Raw genomic sequence first — 15296 nt, 5'->3', positions numbered from 1 at the left:
TAACTCCTTCTTTTCCGCTTTTTTAAGCATAGACAGATTGCAAACCATTTTCAACATTTTTTTCTTCGGAATTAATCAAAATGAAAGAGCTGCCTAAACAGACAGCCCTTCTCACTATTATTGCTCACGAACTTGATGACCAAACTTCTTCTCTGCTTCTTCAAGCGCAATCATTGCATCTGAATGCGGAAATTTTTCCTTCCCGATAATTTGGAAATCCTCGTGACCTTTACCAGCGAAAATAATGATGTCTCCTTCATTAGCAACTGCAACTGCATGCCGAACCGCTTCCTCACGGTCTCCAATACACGCGTACTGGTCATGTTGCATGCCCACTTCAAGCTCTGAAAGAATTGACGCATATGGCTCGTCTCTCGGATCGTCTGTCGTCAAAATGACGTAGTCCGCAATCGAAGCCTTTTCTGCCATAAATGGACGTTTCAACCTGTCCCGATTGCCACCTGTACCGATGACAAAGATTAATTTTCTTTCAGTACCTTTATACGGTAATACAGCTTGAATCGCTTTTTCGATTGCATCCGGAGAATGCGCATAATCGACATAAATTGTGAGCGGTAAATCCGTCTCTACTTTCTCCATTCGTCCTTTTGCAGCTGGGATAACAGCTAGACCTTCAATTATCGACTCGATTTGAATTCCTTTCGCATACAACGCAGCAATTACAGCAAGTGCGTTGTAAACATTAAACTCGCCAATGAGTGCCATTGATACATTAAATTCGCCTTCAGGTGACTCCAAATGGAAAGAAGTCCCTTTATCACTTAAAACGATGTCTGACGCACGAAAATCGGCAGACTGATGAATTCCATACGTCAAGACAGGGAATGCGGTCATCTTTTTCATACGCTCTCCCCAAAGATCATCACGATTAACGATACCAAACTTCTTTTTCTCCAAGTCTTGTCCGAGTTGCGCAAACAAAAGACCTTTTGCATGGCCGTAATTATCCATACTGCCATGGAAATCCAAATGATCATGCGATAAATTCGTAAAGACAGCAATGTCAAACTCCGTACCTGCCAGCCTTCCTTCCAACAGACCATGTGACGATACTTCCATCGTCATCGTCGAACAATTTGCATTCGCCGCTTGTCGAATTAGCTGTTGAGTCGTCAAAACATCATTCGTCGTATTTTCAGTTTCAAACAACACACCATCCAAGTTAAACCCGATCGTCCCGGTCACTGCAGACTTTTCACCAATATGACGCAAAATCGCATGCATCATATTGCTGACACTTGTCTTCCCGTTCGTTCCTGTCACACCAATCATCGTCATTTCTTTGGAGGGATAACGATAAAACCGAGGAGCCAGTAATGCAATCGCTCGCATTGTATCGTCAACATAGACAACCGCCACTCGTTCCGTATCTACGTCGACCCGGTCCGACGCGACAATGACACGAGCACCCGCTTCTACTGCATTTTGTGCATACATATGTCCGTCGACTGTAAACCCTTTAATACAAACGAATGCACCTCCCGCATTAACGGAACGAGAATTTACCGCAAGATCAGTAACCTGTTCTGGTAATATCCCTTCTATTGTTTTAATTGGCAGCACGTCAAATAATTCATTACAATTCATCACAAGACTCTCCTTCAATCCATCATATCTGAATTCACATAAGCATATAACAACTGTGCCGTTGCACGTAATGAATCAACATGTGTCCGCTCTAACGCATGAGACGATTCAATTCCCGGACCAAACAAAGCATGCTTCACGTCAAAGCCTGCCCGAATAGCAGCAGATGCATCCGATCCATAGTATGGGTAAATGTCTAATTTAAAAGGCACATTCTCTTTTTCACAAAGAGCTGTCAAATGCCGCGTCAAGCCGTAATGGTAAGGACCACTAGAGTCCTTTGCACAAATGGAAACCGTGAACTCATCAGATGATTGGCCATCACCAATCGCCCCCATATCAACGGCTATATATTCTACTGTTTCTTGAGGGATATTAGAATTTCCGCCGTAGCCAATTTCCTCATTGTTGGAGATATAGAAATGCGTTGTATGCGGCAATTCCACGTTCTCTTCCTTTATTGTCCAAAGTAAATCCAGCAACAAAGCTGTACTCGCTTTATCATCCAAATGCCTTGATTTAATAAACCCACTTTCAGTCGTTTCAAAGCGCGCATCAAAAGAAACAAAATCGCCTACTTCAATCCCTAGCGCTCTTGTATCTGCAGCATTTTTCACTTTTTCGTCTATACGTACTTCAATGTTTTCCGCACTTCTCTCGGCAATTCCTGCATTGCGATACACATGAAGAGTCGTTTGGTGCATTAAAATGGTTCCTCTCACTTCTTTACCGCTAGCAGTATGTATACGACAATATTCTCCTTCAACTGCATTCCAATTAAAACCGCCGACCATAGCAAGTTTTAACCTGCCATCGCTCTTCACTTCTTTGACCATTGCTCCTAGTGTATCCACGTGAGCCGTCAACAATCGATGACGCGTATCATCTTTCCCTTTGACAGTTGCAATAATCGCACCTTTATTTGTTTGCACAAACGGTACTTTAATGCTCGTTAACTCTTCACGGATAACTTGCATCACTTTGTCCGTAAAACCAGATGGACTTGGTGTCTTTACTAACTTTTCTAATAACGTAACTGTACGTTTTTCATTAAACTGCTTCATGCACTTTCAACCTCTTTTCTATTTCTGAAACTTCTGTTTTCATTCGTTGATAAATCATGTATGATACATATAATACTACTTCTAAGAGAGGTGCATCAATGAAAACCGATCAATTCATCCTCACACAAACTAAGTATTTACTACACTTTTTTAGTTTCATTGTTTTAGCACAACTACTTTTGACAGTATCATTAAAACATTATGAATACCTCTCTATCATTGCAGTAGGAGCTGTTATAACAGGTTGCTTGCACTATATGCTTTCTCGCAATTTTTTGCTGACCTTTCTCATACCTATCATGATTAGTACGAGCCATTTCTACTTAATTTCATTATTTCTTATTGATCATAAATTAATTTTTATCTATTTTTTACTTTTACCCATTATTTTAGCTGTGCTCTTTAAACATACCGTATTATCATTGTCGCTTCTACTCATTACAACTATTGAATGTATGGTTATAGTTAGGTATGTGCAGCTTACAGTACAACCGATGAACAATGCCTCTTTACTCATTTTCACAACCGTCATCATCGGAATGCTTGTCCTTCTTCTTTTTACATTCAAAGTGCGGTCAACAGAGCTTTCAATATTATTTAAAGATCAACTTCCTGAATCTACATCCACCTCTGGTTACTTGGATTTATTTTTCGAGTACGCCCAAGACGCCATCGCTGTTTTTGCGATTGACATGAAACTACTAGCTGTCAATCCTGCATTTGAAGAGTTGTATTTGTGGAAAAAAGAAGATTGCATCGGAAAGAGAATTACTTTGTACCATCCGTCTGAAGAAGATAATGTAATTGAACGTATCCAATTACTATTAGAAGGCAGGCATTTCAAGAACTTACGTACAAAAGAAATCCGTAAAGATGGCACGATGTTCGAGGCAGCCACAACGCTTGCACCCATTAAGGACAAAAACAATAAAGTCATTGCTATTTCGGTCATCGTCCGTGATATGACAGAACGGATTCAAGCTGAACGCATTAAAATGGAAGCCATTAAATTGAATGCCATTGGTGAAATGGCTGCATCTGTCGCCCATGAAGTCCGCAACCCAATGACATCTATAAATGGGTTTGTTCAAATGATGAACAGCGACCCAGCGAATCCTTATCGTGCCTTTAGCGAAATTATGGAAAATGAAATTAAACGGATCAATTTAATTGCCAATGAGTTTTTAATATTATCAAAACCGAATATAAAAGAACGAAAGCAAATAGATATCGAAAATTTAATCATGGAAGTCATTTCGCATTTCGAACATGAACTGATTGCAAAAGACATTGGTAGTGATGTTTATCTAGCAGAATACCAAACAACTGTTTTTGGTAACGAAGAAAGCCTTAAGCAAGTATTTATCAATTTGATTAGAAACGCGATTGAAGCGATCTCCAATAAAGGATCTATTTCTTTTATGAATACAGTCTCAAATGAAACCCTTATGATAACGATAAAAGACACTGGTGTAGGATTCCATCACGAATCGCTTGATCAACTATTTACACCATTCTTTACAACCAAAGATGGCGCCGCTGGTCTTGGACTCGTCATTTCCAAGAAAATTATTCTCGATCACGATGGAACAATCGAGATAAATAAATGCTCTAAAGAGGGTGCTGAAGTAATTATCACGTTACCTATCCATTCATTCAATAAATCTGATTGCACAAATGTCATGAATTCCTAAATGAAAACCGCATGAAGCTAATATTCATGCGGGTTTCATATGGATTGGTCTTACCGTTAACGCGCTATTTAAGAATCTTTTTAATAACCGACAGCTTATTGCCATACGGGGGGAAACCTATACGGACAGGAATTTTCGAGTTTCTTTTCATAATGGATTTCTTATGCGAAAACAATTCAAAGCTCGCTTGTCCGTGATAAGCGTTCATACCCGAAGCTCCGACACCACCAAACGGCAAGTGGATATTGGCCACATGCGAAATTGTATCGTTAATGCACCCTCCACCAAAAGAGAGGTTCGCTAAAAAGTATTCTTGTGCTTTATCATTTTCGGAAAACAGGTACGCCGCCAACGATTTTGGCATTTGGCGCAACCGATGTATAACTTCTCCCAAATGTTTATAAGTGATAATCGGAAGGATCGGACCGAAAATCTCCTCTTCCATTGACGGGCTATCCCACGCCACCCCATCCAAAAGAGTTGGGCTAATATAGCGTTCTTGACGGTCTACTTGTCCACCAACAGAGATTTGTCCTTTCTCTCTTTCCAACAGCTGCACTAATCGATCAAAGTGTTTTTCATTAATAATCCGTCCGTAATCCGGGCTTTTTGCGCTATCTTTCCCATAAAAATCACGAATTGTATTTTTCATTTCTTTCATAAGATGATCTTTGACACTTTCGTGGACAAGTACAAAGTCTGGCGCTACACATGTCTGCCCATTATTCACAAATTTCCCCCAGACAATCCGTTCAGCGGCCGCTCGTATATTGGCGGTCTGATCGACGATTGCAGGACTTTTCCCACCAAGTTCAAGCGTGATAGGTGTCAGCCTCTCTGCTGCAGCCTTCATAACAATTTTCCCGACAGTTGCACTCCCTGTAAAAAATATGTAATCGAACGGAGCATGTATGAGCGCCGACGTCTCTTCCACACCACCTTCAACAACACGCACGAAATCAGGTGGATAGGTAGCTGTCACAAGATCACGTACAACCGCAGCCGTGTGCGGAGCATCTTCAGAAGGTTTGATAATCGCGCAATTCCCTGCTGCAATTGCCCCAACTAAAGGATCCATGACCAATTGAAACGGATAATTGAACGGTCCGATAATTAAGACAGAACCATATGGCTCCCGTACAACAAAACTTTTAGCCGGTTGCAAATGAACGGGCGTCTTCACTTGTTCGGGTTTCATCCATTCTTCCAGGTGTTTCATCATATGCGTAATACTCGACAAAACAAAACCGACTTCCGTCACATAGGCCTCAAAAGAACTTTTCCCTAAATCCTTTAATAAGGCTTCTTGAATTTTCTTCTCATTAGCACTAATCGCTTCTCTCAAACGATGTAACATGTCCAATCGGAACGCAACGCTTTTAGTTGCACCGGTCGCATAAAAATTCTGTTGATACGTAATCATTGACTCCATATTTTTCTTCACAGTCACAAAATCAATCTCCCTTCAAAAAAGTCAATATAGCAAAAGCACTGTTTTTACTAACCACCAAATTCCGACCAATTACGCAGTTTGGTTCAATATACGACAACATATACTAGGTATACGTAAATCATCGAAATCTTGTCATCATTCTACGTAAAACCAAGGAAAAAACACGTCGAAAAAGGCAAGAAAAGATAAATCACACAACAATCAACACATAGGCCTTAGGATCTTTTTTCATGTATTCAGTTTAAACTACTCACTTTCTCGGGTAAAGAAATAGCACATACCAACAATGACAACGAAAAACGAATGGAGGAAATGAACATGACAACAACAGAAACTTGGTGGGAAACAATTTTTGAAGGAAATCTTTCATTAGGACTCAACAAGGAGCGCATCTCAGACCTAAATGATGAAACTTTCCTCTACTTTGGTGAAATGGATCAACAAACAAACGAAGACCCTACACAATAAATACATGCCAGAAAGCTTTCCACTTGAAAATGGGAAGCTTTTTTATTCGATACTTCTCCATAAATACAGCGCAGCGTAACTTAAATACGGAGACCACCTCGGAAAATGCTCTGCAATTTCATCCGCAGTCGGTTTACGCGTAAGATTCCACACTTTCTTCAAAGCATTCTGCAAACCGACATCTGCGATCGGGAACAAATTCGGTCTACCTAACCCGAACAAGAGAAAATTTTGAGCTGTCCACGCACCAACACCTCGATAGGCAACCAACTCACGTATGACCTCTTCATCTTCCATCGTCTCAAACTTATTCAGATCTAGTCGTCCATCGGCAATTGCTTGCGACAAACCGATGACATATTCTGCTTTACGTGTACTGAATTGCAAGGTTCGCAAATCATCAACTCGCAGACGAGCGACAACTTCAGGTTTTGGATACCGCCAAACGCCCTCTTGCTCTGAGCCAAACGCTTGAACGAATCGCATCGTCAATGTGTGGGAAAAAGCTAGATTTAATTGTTGGTGGATGATGTTTTGCATGAGCGTTCCATACAAAGAAAAGTTTCGAATGAGCGGCGTACCGGCATGTTCGATAAATAATTGCTCCAAATCTGTTTGCATAAAATGATTATTTATTTGATCGAGCGACTGAAAATGAAAACGACGCTTCACCCATTCAACTTGGTCTTCATTCAGCACATTTTGCAAAATAAACGATGGACTCTCCGTAGTACCCGTACCAACAAGACGTACAATATTCCCTTCCTCCATTGGAATTCGCACTTCACGTGTTGGTAAATTTATCGAATGCACTGGATCGGATGCTAACCGTTCAAGCGCACGGTCATAATCATATCGAAAAGGTAACTTAATAGAACGATCGATACGTCCCACCTCCCTCTTCCATCTATAATACCTTTTTACGCTTCAAGAAAAAACTTTTAAAAATAATGTTGACTTTAAACTCAAACGCGCTATAATATAACTTGTGCAGTAAACAACTATCTCCCGATTCCGTAGCTCAGCTGGGAGAGCGCTACCTTGACAGGGTAGAGGTCGCTGGTTCGAGCCCAGTCGGAATCATAAAATCACGGTTAAACCCCGTCACGTCAGCGTTTACACAACGTTAGCGTGAGCGGGGTTTTTCGTATTTCTTGCGAAAAGTATACTGCTTACCGCTACCCACGAATTGGAGGACGGTAGTAGTGAGGAAACGGCGCAATTATGTCGCCAATCATGCGAAGAAAGGCGAGCAGGACGCGGAGGACATTCGCAATTTATTTCGTAAATTTGTCGCAGTAAAAGTTTCGGAAGGCGTTTCGGAAGGTACGCGCAATCAATACGAGGATAATTTTAAGTTCTTCTGCGAATATATCGAAAAGCATGGCGCATTATACGACATATCCGCGATTACGACCGAGTTTATTCGCGAGTGGATCACGTACATGCAGTTCGAACACGTCCAGTTCCGGACGGTCGCGCATCGAAGAGTTAAAGAGGTCGGACTAAAGCCGTCTACAATTAATACGCGCCTCAAAACGATTCGCGCCATGTTCAATACGTTACATCGCGAACGGCAGATTGAGTCTAATCCGATGGAACGAATTTCAAACGTCAGCGAGCCGGAAGAAATGATCGAGGTATTGACGGATAAGGAGATAACGCGGCTACTTGGCGTTATGGACAAGTCGTATTATACCGATTATCGCGACTATGTATTGACGATGTTTTTACTCGATACGATGCTGCGAATTACCGAAGCGACGACAATCACGCGCAACGATATTGACCATGAAGCGCAAGTAGTTATAGTTCGCGCAACTGTCGCAAAGAGCCGGAAGGCGCGAGCTGTGCCGGTATCTACACGTATATTGCGCCTATTGGACGAGCTAATTAAAGAGAACGAACACACCGTTCATTCCGATTACATTTTTGTGACAGATAGCGGAAATCCATACGACAGAAATACGTTTAATCAGCGGTTGAAAGATTACGCGCAAACGGCTTCGATTAATAAGTCAGTTCATCCGCATATATTCCGTCATACCGCTGCCACGCGATGGCTTGAAAACGGAGGAGGCATGGAGGAATTACGCTTGATCCTCGGCCACTCTAAGTATGAAATGGTAAAACGATATGCCCACGTATCGGCAGCGTCTTTGACGAAGGCCGCGCGACAGTATTCGATTACCGCGAATCAGTTGGATATGTAGACTAAAAAGGCGACCCGCCCCGTAACCAATCGGAGTAGGTCGCCTTTAATTGTATTATTTAACTCGTTTATTAAACGCGTTTACCTTCGTTAAGTCCCGCCGCCGCAATAAGCGCAGTCAGCTAGACCGCCGTGTCGACCGTCATCTTGCCCGCACGCACGTCCGATTCATGCTGCGCCGAGCTAAATACGCCCTTGTCGCGCGCTAACTTAAATACCGCCGCCATGTCGTCAGCCTGCCGTGTGTTCAGTTGCAAGTAACGCACCTCCCGTTCATCGTCATTTGCCGCAGTCGTAACGTTATTCACCTTCTGCTTTAGTCCGAAATGCGCCGCAATACCGTCAGCGATTGCGTAGCCTTGCGCCTTTAAACGCGCAGGGACGCGCATCGCTTTAATATCCGTCCGCGAGTCCATGAAGCCGCCTTCATTTATAAGTTTTATAACTTTTTACAATCGGACAGGCATTTTTTCAGATAGCCGCCCATAGTATGTAGAGAAAGTTATCAAAAGTTATAAAAAGTTGAAAGGAGGCTCACTGATGAAACCAACTGACGTAATACAAATTGGAGCTAAGCTAAATCCCGAACTTGACGCTGATTTAATTGAACGCATTCGAATGATCCCTAAACGCGACCGCAGTCGTACTTACCGTGAAGCCTTAAGATTTTATTTTAAGCACCACCCAATTAAAGAAATCGGCATGTAATTTATTCCTGTTCATCGTCCAGTTACACGTCTTGTTTTATGTTCTAATTGCTTAATGCTAGTGAACAAATGGTGTTCCCGATTGTATTCCCATCGAGACAACAGTCGGGACACCTAACAAACTAACAGTCACCTAGGTTACTACTGCTTTTTACAACTTCCCGATCACCACAACTCTTACTACGTAAGAGAACCACTGTGCCGATTGAATTAAGGAGGATTGATGGAATTGTTTTTTGAATTTGTTACGACTAGTTTAATGGGGGGAATTGCACTAAAAGCTTACGTAAAAAAGAAGGGCTTGGCGACGAATGACAGCGGGAAAATCCAACGAATTATATCCCTTTCCGGTCTTAATGTAAAAGATGGAAAAGACACTTTGACAACTCAATTGATCCGCAAAAAACAATACGATTGGGGATGGGAGTATAAGTATAAAATTCCACTTGGTCGAAGTTTTAGCGACTACCTAAATAAACAGCAAGTTTTACAAGACGGCCTAAATAATCGACGCAATCAAATCACTTTTGAGGATATTAAGCAAATCAGCAATTTCGAGGACATTAAAAACCTGCGCACGAAACTGAAAGACGAGCGCGAAATAGAAATATCATTCGACGGCATGCTTATTATTCGCGTGTACGACAAGCCGCTTGCAAAAGAAGTACCGTTTAAAGCTGGTGAAGGTTGGCGCATCCCAGTAGGCGTAACGCGTGAGAAGAATGAATTTAGATTCCACGACTTTGAAAAAGTCCCTCATATGGTGCTAGGAGGTGCAACTAGGTACGGTAAATCAAACTTTATTAATTCGATGATTGCGAGTTTACTACAAAGCAAGTCGAATTACGTCAACCTTTTTTTAATCGACTTAAAAGGTGGCGTTGAACTTTGCGACTACGAAAACATCAAGCAAACCGTGTCAATTGCGTATGAACCACAGGAAGCGCTCGAAACACTCCAATCCGCATACAACAAGATGCGCGATATACAGGCGCAGGTGCGTAAAATGGGCAAGAAAAACGTACAGGAGGCCGGCATTAAGGAGCGCTATTTTATCGTAATTGACGAAGTCGGTGAGTTGAATCCCGCCGAAGCAGTCACGCGTGAAGAAAAACAACTAAAACTCGCCTGCCAAACGCTTATGTCACAGATTGCTCGCCTCGGGGCAGGTTTAGGATTTCGACAAATACTTGCGACGCAATATCCGACTGGCGACGTAATTCCACGCCAATGCAAACAGAATAGCGATGCAAAGCTGTCATTCCGTGTTCAATCTGCTGTAGCATCACGCGTCGTATTAGACGGAGATGGTGCCGAGCAGCTGCCGCAGATTGTAGGGCGTGCCATTTACCAAACGGCTGACAAACGCGAAATCTTGCAGACTCCTTTAATTACGTCGGAAGTCATTAGGGAAACTATTGCGCCTTTTATCGTGGAACGTAAGGAGGTTGTCCGAATTGAAAAAGCAGTTGAGCGACCGCGAAGAACGGATTCTATTGTTATTGAAGAAGTTTGATTTCATGACACGCGATCAGTTAAACCGGTATTTCCAGTTCGGGACAGTACGTAATACAAATCGGATTTTAAGTGGATTGTCCGGCTACCTAAAGAGTACGCGCATAGGGTATGAAACTATTTACTATCTGTCTAAAGCCGGTAAATCCTATGTAGATTGCGAAAAAGTACGCAAAGCTGACGGACAGATTAGACATTCGATTATGCGAAATGATTTATGGCTTTTCAACGACTGCCCTCTTGAATGGAAGAACGAGACAAGAGTTTCAGACGGTTATACTTCCGTCATTGTTGACGCCATGTATACGGACGGATGGGATCGTAGGCATTTCCTCGAAGTAGACCACAAGCAAACTATGAAAGAAAACAGAAACAAGATTAAGCGATTCAAGGAATTGCACGTTAACGGATTGCTCGAGGAAAAGTTCGGACACTTTCCGACGATTGTTTGGCTAACTACGACAGAGCTTAGACGTACGCAAATGAAAGAATATTGCGCTGGATTGCCTGCTGTTATGGTTTTTACGACAAACGATATAAAATAGGAGGAAGATAAATGTTTAAACGCAAATTAAAATATGAGGTAGTTCCGGAAAGCGCATATACGGACTACTCCGATCGGTACGCGCAACAAGAGTCGAAGCCTTCCGTAAGTAATGGCGCGCTAGTGACTGCCGGAGTTGCTGCGACTGCCAGTCTTGCGACAATGGCCGTTACGAAATACACCAATCCTACTACAACCTTCACACCCCCTATCCCACTACCAAACGAAACCACCGTAATGCCCGAACCTACTAACGTATTAACCGAACTATCCCCTGTATTTATGTCTAATCCCGAAATAATACCTACAGGACTAATCGCAGATAAGTCGCTAAATATGCTGGCAACTGCGCTTGATCCGGTTATTCAAATACTTGTTGCGATTAGCTTCCCTATTGCTTCCGTAGTTATGATTGGCGCATGCTTCTTCTTTATGTTCGGCAATAGCGAACGCGCGTGGAATACAATTATGAATGCTGGTCTTGGTTATGTATTAATACAGATGTCACCGTTATTCCTCGAAATTCTAAGACAAATCGGAAAAGCTATCTAATTCAGTGCATTGTATTGTCATTACATTCCAATTGTACTATGATTAGTAATAAACAAGTTTAGGAGGTATTGATATGGCAAAACCTGAGAAATTGGTTAAACTCGCACAAGAACATTTAAAAGGTGAGGATGTTAAGTATTGGGTGTTTGGAGCTTTTAAGTCTGAAATGTTAGGGAAAAGCACACTTCGAAACGGAGTATTTATCGCAACTAATCGACAAGTATTCTTTTATTGTAAAAAGACATTAGGATACGAAACAGAGTCTTTCCCGCTTTCGAATATTTCGAGTATAGAAACCGGTAAAGGTGCATTAGGTCATAAACTTAATATAATCGCATCGGGAAATAAGGCCGAAATGAGCATGATTAACAAAGGCCAATATGCCGAATTTGTTGACTATGTTCATAACAACATCGGTAAACCATCTAATTCAGCTGTAACTCAATCTGATAATACAGACGAATTACGTAAATATAAATCCTTACTTGATGAGGGAGTTATCACGGAGGAAGATTTCGAATCAAAGAAGAAGCAACTTCTCGGAATATAATAAGTTTATTCGACGACCGCGTAAGCAGTCGTTTTTTTTATTTCATTAAATACAACTCGAGCAGTTCCTCCGATCGGTTTCGTAGCCGCACGTTCAAGAAGCGCCTGTCGTCCGTATAACCATCGTAATAATATGTATAAGTCGTAAAGTTCGGCTCGTCTTTCGTGCGCTCGATCCGGTACTTGCGATTGCGCAGATAGTCCGACGACTCTTTTAGGTCGAGATGTATTGCGTCGAGCGCTGCGTCAACTAGGCGCAAATATGGCGCGTTCAACTTGAAAGGACCACGCTCAAATGACGCCCTGTCGCGCGTTAGTATCGTCAGTAACATCGGTAAATAAATCTGATTCTCGAAATGCGGTAAGGCTTCTTGCGGAATTAACGGCATGGCTACGCTTCCCCTCTCATTTCGATTATTATATCGAATATACGTTCGTAACGCAAACGCAAAAAAGGCGACTCGTCCCGTTAGTTTACGGAGCGAGTCGCCTTATACTTTATTTACTAGCAGTCTCTTTTTCTTCGATGAAACATTATCCAAATAACAACCAGCTATGGGTAATCCTTAACAAAGAATACTAATAATTGATAAGCCTTCTTTCAAATATTCATCTAACGGAGTTTTACCTGCCATATGATCTGCTTCTCCCTGATGTGTAGTCCATCCATTTCTATCTAAATATTCAATTTGGCTTTTCAATAACTCCTCGGCCGAGTATTTTTCCTTTTCTTCAGAATTAGTATCTCTCCCTAAATACATAATTGCCTGAATGAATTTAATATCTTCAAAACTCAATTCATCTAAATACTTGTCCAGACGTTTGTCTGCTTCTTTGTATTCATCTGATTGATATACGCGTTCGAAACCTTCTTGAGGTTTATAAAGTAATCTTCTAGTACGGGCTAGCTCCATAACCTTTTTCACCTTATCGACTTTCTCCTCTGGTACACTCATTCTCATACATATTCTCCTCCTATCTACTTCCAATATTCGACACCATGAAGAGAAACCCCTTCATATTTCCGAATATATTTAAGATTCATGATTTATTGTTAAAGGAAGACAATCCGAATCCAAATTATTAAATAGTTGAACACGCAAGCCTGTTGACTTCCAGCATTTTCCGGTATACAATGAACGTAACATAATATAAAAAACGTTACACTCATGAAAGGGAGCGAAGTTATATGAACGAAGTACAGTCGTTTAGGTCCAAGAAGGAAATCGACGCAATGAAGCGATCGCTACACGGACGCAACTTGCTATTATTCACTATCGGAATAAATACAGCATTACGGGTGAGCGACCTATTGCAATTGCGAGTTGGCCACGTAACTGGAGAGTATATCGAGGTTGTTGAGTCGAAGACCGGTAAGCGCAAACGCATTAAGATTAACGCCAGTATTCAAAAGGCCGTCAAGTCGCTCGTACCCGCAAACGCAAAGCCGGACGATTGGCTATTTCCTAGCCGCAACGGTGGCAAGCCGATCACGCGCGTTCAAGCCTACCGCATACTCAACGAAGCTGCCGAGCGCGCCGGTCTGTCGCATATGAGGATCGGTACACATACGATGCGCAAAACGTTTGGTCGATTCGCCTACGAAAGAGGCGTTGAATTGCCGCTGATAATGCGCGCACTTAATCACTCGTCCGAACGCGAAACACTTCGCTATATCGGTATCGAACAGGACGATATTGACTCCGTACACATCGAAATATGCCTGTAATTTACGACGGTTATCCTTCGCGGATGGCCGTCTTTTTTGCGTCCATTTTCTACTTTACATACGACCTCTGTTGAACCCTCGAAATTACGAAAAATTACTGCGATTTTTTCTACCCTCGAGTTTAAAAATTGTTGTTCGGACTTGAATTACAGCAGGTGATCGCCGTTGAGTCGACCTACCCCGGGGGGCTTTTTAATTGTCAGAATAGTTTATAACTGAAGTACAATTCACTATTATTATCTCTATTATTAAATAATTACGTTAGTTTATTCACTTATATTTATTCATATTATATGCATATTAATCGTAACAAAAACGCGTAGAGATACGCTCGTATTTACTAACAAACGTTGTTTTAACGCTGTTTATACGGTATATGACCGATCAGTTATTACGACGCCATTTATACAGCCGCGTAAACGTTGATATACGTACACTTACGAAAAGTAACCGAACACTCATGAATGTATAAACGGTGCATAGTAATTGTTTGAGTTGTATACGCAAATAAATCTAATCTAAATAGTCAGTTTATTATGCCTTGAAGTTTCGGAGGTGCCCTCGCGTCAGACCGCTTCGCCTGGTATAATACCGGTTTGCTAGTAACGTAAACTATCGTCAACACACGACAACTCAATCGGATGATACTCATAAAGCAATATCTCCGTCATACTGTTCGCTTATGTATAGTAATGTCCGCGATATGTAATATCAGCGTAATACATTCCCCGTAATGTATTCGATACTAAAACCTAAAACCGTTGTCGTCGGGCAAACCCTCCGACTATCTATGTATCTATAATCTATTGCGCCATCTTTTAAAAGAACACGCAATAAAGTTATGCGCTGATAGTCAGAAAGGCGCCAGCCTTGATGACAACGGTCTTGATCTATGTTCTAAGTTATTAATTGGTCATATTATTGCGCCAAGCTCGGCAATATCGAGAACGTAGTTAAGCGACGCGACCGACATATGATAGCTATTAACGTAATTCTTTACGGGTAGCCGTTTAACGTATTCTCGTCTACGCCTTTCCTCCGCCCACTCTTCTAGCGTCACATGCGTCTGTATACTTACTTCATCCTCGTAGCCATAAACTATTTTGCGGCCATCTTCGTCGGTATAAGATTGTATTGCGTTTGTCATTTTCCATCATTCCTTCATCGCTGTTTTAACGAAAAAAAAAGAGCGCCCCAAAGC

The 15296-nt window shown here is 41.8% G+C and carries 17 protein-coding genes and 1 tRNA gene; 10 read left to right on the top strand and 8 right to left on the bottom strand.

Features of this window, described 5'->3' with window-relative positions; all coding sequences use genetic code 11:
* Positions 1–117: 117 nt before the first annotated feature.
* Positions 118–1608, bottom strand: a complete 1491-nt coding sequence (locus ACVHUV_RS10430) for a UDP-N-acetylmuramoyl-L-alanyl-D-glutamate--2,6-diaminopimelate ligase (protein WP_317941835.1) — start codon at positions 1606–1608, stop codon at positions 118–120.
* A 14-nt stretch (positions 1609–1622) separates the two neighbouring features.
* Positions 1623–2672: a M42 family metallopeptidase gene (locus tag ACVHUV_RS10425; RefSeq protein ID WP_462084569.1), complete on the bottom strand. Its 1050-nt coding sequence runs from the start codon at positions 2670–2672 to the stop codon at positions 1623–1625.
* A gap of 98 nt (positions 2673–2770) precedes the next feature.
* On the opposite strand from ACVHUV_RS10425, the gene ACVHUV_RS10420 reads away from it, so the two are divergent.
* The gene (locus ACVHUV_RS10420; protein ID WP_462084568.1) at positions 2771–4366 is read left to right on the top strand and encodes an ATP-binding protein; all 1596 of its coding nucleotides are present in this window, start codon (positions 2771–2773) and stop codon (positions 4364–4366) included.
* Positions 4367–4430: 64 nt separating this feature from the next.
* Here ACVHUV_RS10420 and ACVHUV_RS10415 read toward each other — a convergent pair whose 3' ends face one another.
* Entirely contained in the window at positions 4431–5798 is a 1368-nt protein-coding gene (locus ACVHUV_RS10415) for an aldehyde dehydrogenase (RefSeq protein WP_462086895.1), read from the bottom strand.
* A gap of 339 nt (positions 5799–6137) precedes the next feature.
* Here ACVHUV_RS10415 and ACVHUV_RS10410 point away from each other — a divergent pair, with 339 nt between their 5' ends.
* Positions 6138–6287: a hypothetical protein gene (locus tag ACVHUV_RS10410; protein ID WP_317941839.1), complete on the top strand. Its 150-nt coding sequence runs from the start codon at positions 6138–6140 to the stop codon at positions 6285–6287.
* Positions 6288–6329: 42 nt separating this feature from the next.
* Here ACVHUV_RS10410 and ACVHUV_RS10405 read toward each other — a convergent pair whose 3' ends face one another.
* Positions 6330–7172: a DNA-3-methyladenine glycosylase family protein gene (locus ACVHUV_RS10405; protein ID WP_462086894.1), complete on the bottom strand. Its 843-nt coding sequence runs from the start codon at positions 7170–7172 to the stop codon at positions 6330–6332.
* A gap of 125 nt (positions 7173–7297) precedes the next feature.
* Between ACVHUV_RS10405 and ACVHUV_RS10400 the strand changes: the two genes are divergently transcribed.
* Together ACVHUV_RS10400 and ACVHUV_RS10395 are read left to right on the top strand one after the other, a co-directional pair.
* Positions 7298–7370: transfer RNA gene (locus ACVHUV_RS10400), tRNA-Val, on the top strand.
* 122 nt (positions 7371–7492) lie between these two features.
* Positions 7493–8500: a tyrosine-type recombinase/integrase gene (locus ACVHUV_RS10395; RefSeq protein ID WP_462084567.1), complete on the top strand. Its 1008-nt coding sequence runs from the start codon at positions 7493–7495 to the stop codon at positions 8498–8500.
* A 121-nt stretch (positions 8501–8621) separates the two neighbouring features.
* On the opposite strand, the gene ACVHUV_RS10390 is transcribed toward ACVHUV_RS10395, so the two are convergent.
* The gene (locus ACVHUV_RS10390; RefSeq protein WP_462084566.1) at positions 8622–8915 is read right to left on the bottom strand and encodes a hypothetical protein; all 294 of its coding nucleotides are present in this window, start codon (positions 8913–8915) and stop codon (positions 8622–8624) included.
* Positions 8916–9039: 124 nt separating this feature from the next.
* Between ACVHUV_RS10390 and ACVHUV_RS10385 the strand changes: the two genes are divergently transcribed.
* The 5 genes from ACVHUV_RS10385 to ACVHUV_RS10365 all read left to right on the top strand — a co-directional run bounded on the left by ACVHUV_RS10385 (position 9040) and on the right by ACVHUV_RS10365 (position 12367).
* Positions 9040–9207, top strand: a complete 168-nt coding sequence (locus tag ACVHUV_RS10385; protein WP_462084565.1) for a hypothetical protein — start codon at positions 9040–9042, stop codon at positions 9205–9207.
* 228 nt (positions 9208–9435) lie between these two features.
* Positions 9436–10722, top strand: a complete 1287-nt coding sequence (locus tag ACVHUV_RS10380) for an FtsK/SpoIIIE domain-containing protein (RefSeq protein WP_462084564.1) — start codon at positions 9436–9438, stop codon at positions 10720–10722.
* Positions 10664–11266 carry a replication-relaxation family protein gene (locus ACVHUV_RS10375; RefSeq protein ID WP_462084563.1) on the top strand — a complete coding sequence of 201 codons (603 nt, stop codon included), beginning with the start codon at positions 10664–10666 and terminating at the stop codon, positions 11264–11266. The genes ACVHUV_RS10380 and ACVHUV_RS10375 overlap by 59 nt, the downstream gene beginning before the upstream one ends.
* 11 nt (positions 11267–11277) lie before the next feature.
* Positions 11278–11817 (top strand): hypothetical protein, encoded by a 540-nt coding sequence (locus ACVHUV_RS10370; protein WP_462084562.1) that lies wholly within the window; start codon positions 11278–11280, stop codon positions 11815–11817.
* A 73-nt stretch (positions 11818–11890) separates the two neighbouring features.
* Positions 11891–12367, top strand: a complete 477-nt coding sequence (locus tag ACVHUV_RS10365; protein WP_462084561.1) for a PH domain-containing protein — start codon at positions 11891–11893, stop codon at positions 12365–12367.
* A gap of 37 nt (positions 12368–12404) precedes the next feature.
* Here the strand turns inward: ACVHUV_RS10365 and ACVHUV_RS10360 are convergent, their stop codons facing one another.
* Both ACVHUV_RS10360 and ACVHUV_RS10355 read right to left on the bottom strand, forming a co-directional pair.
* A complete protein-coding gene (locus ACVHUV_RS10360; protein ID WP_462084560.1) occupies positions 12405–12755 on the bottom strand; it encodes a YhjD family protein in 351 nt (116 codons plus the stop codon).
* A 177-nt stretch (positions 12756–12932) separates the two neighbouring features.
* A complete protein-coding gene (locus tag ACVHUV_RS10355; RefSeq protein ID WP_462084559.1) occupies positions 12933–13328 on the bottom strand; it encodes a hypothetical protein in 396 nt (131 codons plus the stop codon).
* A 227-nt stretch (positions 13329–13555) separates the two neighbouring features.
* Here ACVHUV_RS10355 and ACVHUV_RS10350 point away from each other — a divergent pair, with 227 nt between their 5' ends.
* On the top strand, positions 13556–14095 hold the full coding sequence (locus ACVHUV_RS10350) for a site-specific integrase (protein ID WP_462084558.1): 540 nt from the start codon (positions 13556–13558) through the stop codon (positions 14093–14095).
* A 913-nt stretch (positions 14096–15008) separates the two neighbouring features.
* Here the strand turns inward: ACVHUV_RS10350 and ACVHUV_RS10345 are convergent.
* Entirely contained in the window at positions 15009–15242 is a 234-nt protein-coding gene (locus ACVHUV_RS10345) for a hypothetical protein (protein ID WP_462084557.1), read from the bottom strand.
* Positions 15243–15296 lie beyond the last annotated feature (54 nt).

This window comes from Sporosarcina saromensis (genome assembly GCF_054901285.1).
Note: the sequence above shows the minus strand (reverse complement) of the source record. Positions and strands in the feature narration are given on the sequence as shown.

What these genes read in the sequence shown, in the direction of transcription:
- ACVHUV_RS10370 (WP_462084562.1), top strand. Translation starts at nt 11,278, where the DNA reads ATGTTTAAACGCAAATTAAAATATGAGGTAGTTCCGGAAAGCGCATAT.
- ACVHUV_RS10410 (WP_317941839.1), top strand. Translation starts at nt 6,138, where the DNA reads ATGACAACAACAGAAACTTGGTGGGAAACAATTTTTGAAGGAAATCTT.
- ACVHUV_RS10390 (WP_462084566.1), bottom strand. Translation starts at nt 8,915, where the DNA reads ATGGACTCGCGGACGGATATTAAAGCGATGCGCGTCCCTGCGCGTTTA.
- ACVHUV_RS10350 (WP_462084558.1), top strand. Translation starts at nt 13,556, where the DNA reads ATGAACGAAGTACAGTCGTTTAGGTCCAAGAAGGAAATCGACGCAATG.
- ACVHUV_RS10355 (WP_462084559.1), bottom strand. Translation starts at nt 13,328, where the DNA reads ATGAGAATGAGTGTACCAGAGGAGAAAGTCGATAAGGTGAAAAAGGTT.
- ACVHUV_RS10415 (WP_462086895.1), bottom strand. Translation starts at nt 5,798, where the DNA reads ATGGAGTCAATGATTACGTATCAACAGAATTTTTATGCGACCGGTGCA.
- ACVHUV_RS10345 (WP_462084557.1), bottom strand. Translation starts at nt 15,242, where the DNA reads ATGACAAACGCAATACAATCTTATACCGACGAAGATGGCCGCAAAATA.
- ACVHUV_RS10420 (WP_462084568.1), top strand. Translation starts at nt 2,771, where the DNA reads ATGAAAACCGATCAATTCATCCTCACACAAACTAAGTATTTACTACAC.
- ACVHUV_RS10365 (WP_462084561.1), top strand. Translation starts at nt 11,891, where the DNA reads ATGGCAAAACCTGAGAAATTGGTTAAACTCGCACAAGAACATTTAAAA.
- ACVHUV_RS10385 (WP_462084565.1), top strand. Translation starts at nt 9,040, where the DNA reads ATGAAACCAACTGACGTAATACAAATTGGAGCTAAGCTAAATCCCGAA.
- ACVHUV_RS10425 (WP_462084569.1), bottom strand. Translation starts at nt 2,672, where the DNA reads ATGAAGCAGTTTAATGAAAAACGTACAGTTACGTTATTAGAAAAGTTA.
- ACVHUV_RS10360 (WP_462084560.1), bottom strand. Translation starts at nt 12,755, where the DNA reads ATGCCGTTAATTCCGCAAGAAGCCTTACCGCATTTCGAGAATCAGATT.
- ACVHUV_RS10430 (WP_317941835.1), bottom strand. Translation starts at nt 1,608, where the DNA reads ATGAATTGTAATGAATTATTTGACGTGCTGCCAATTAAAACAATAGAA.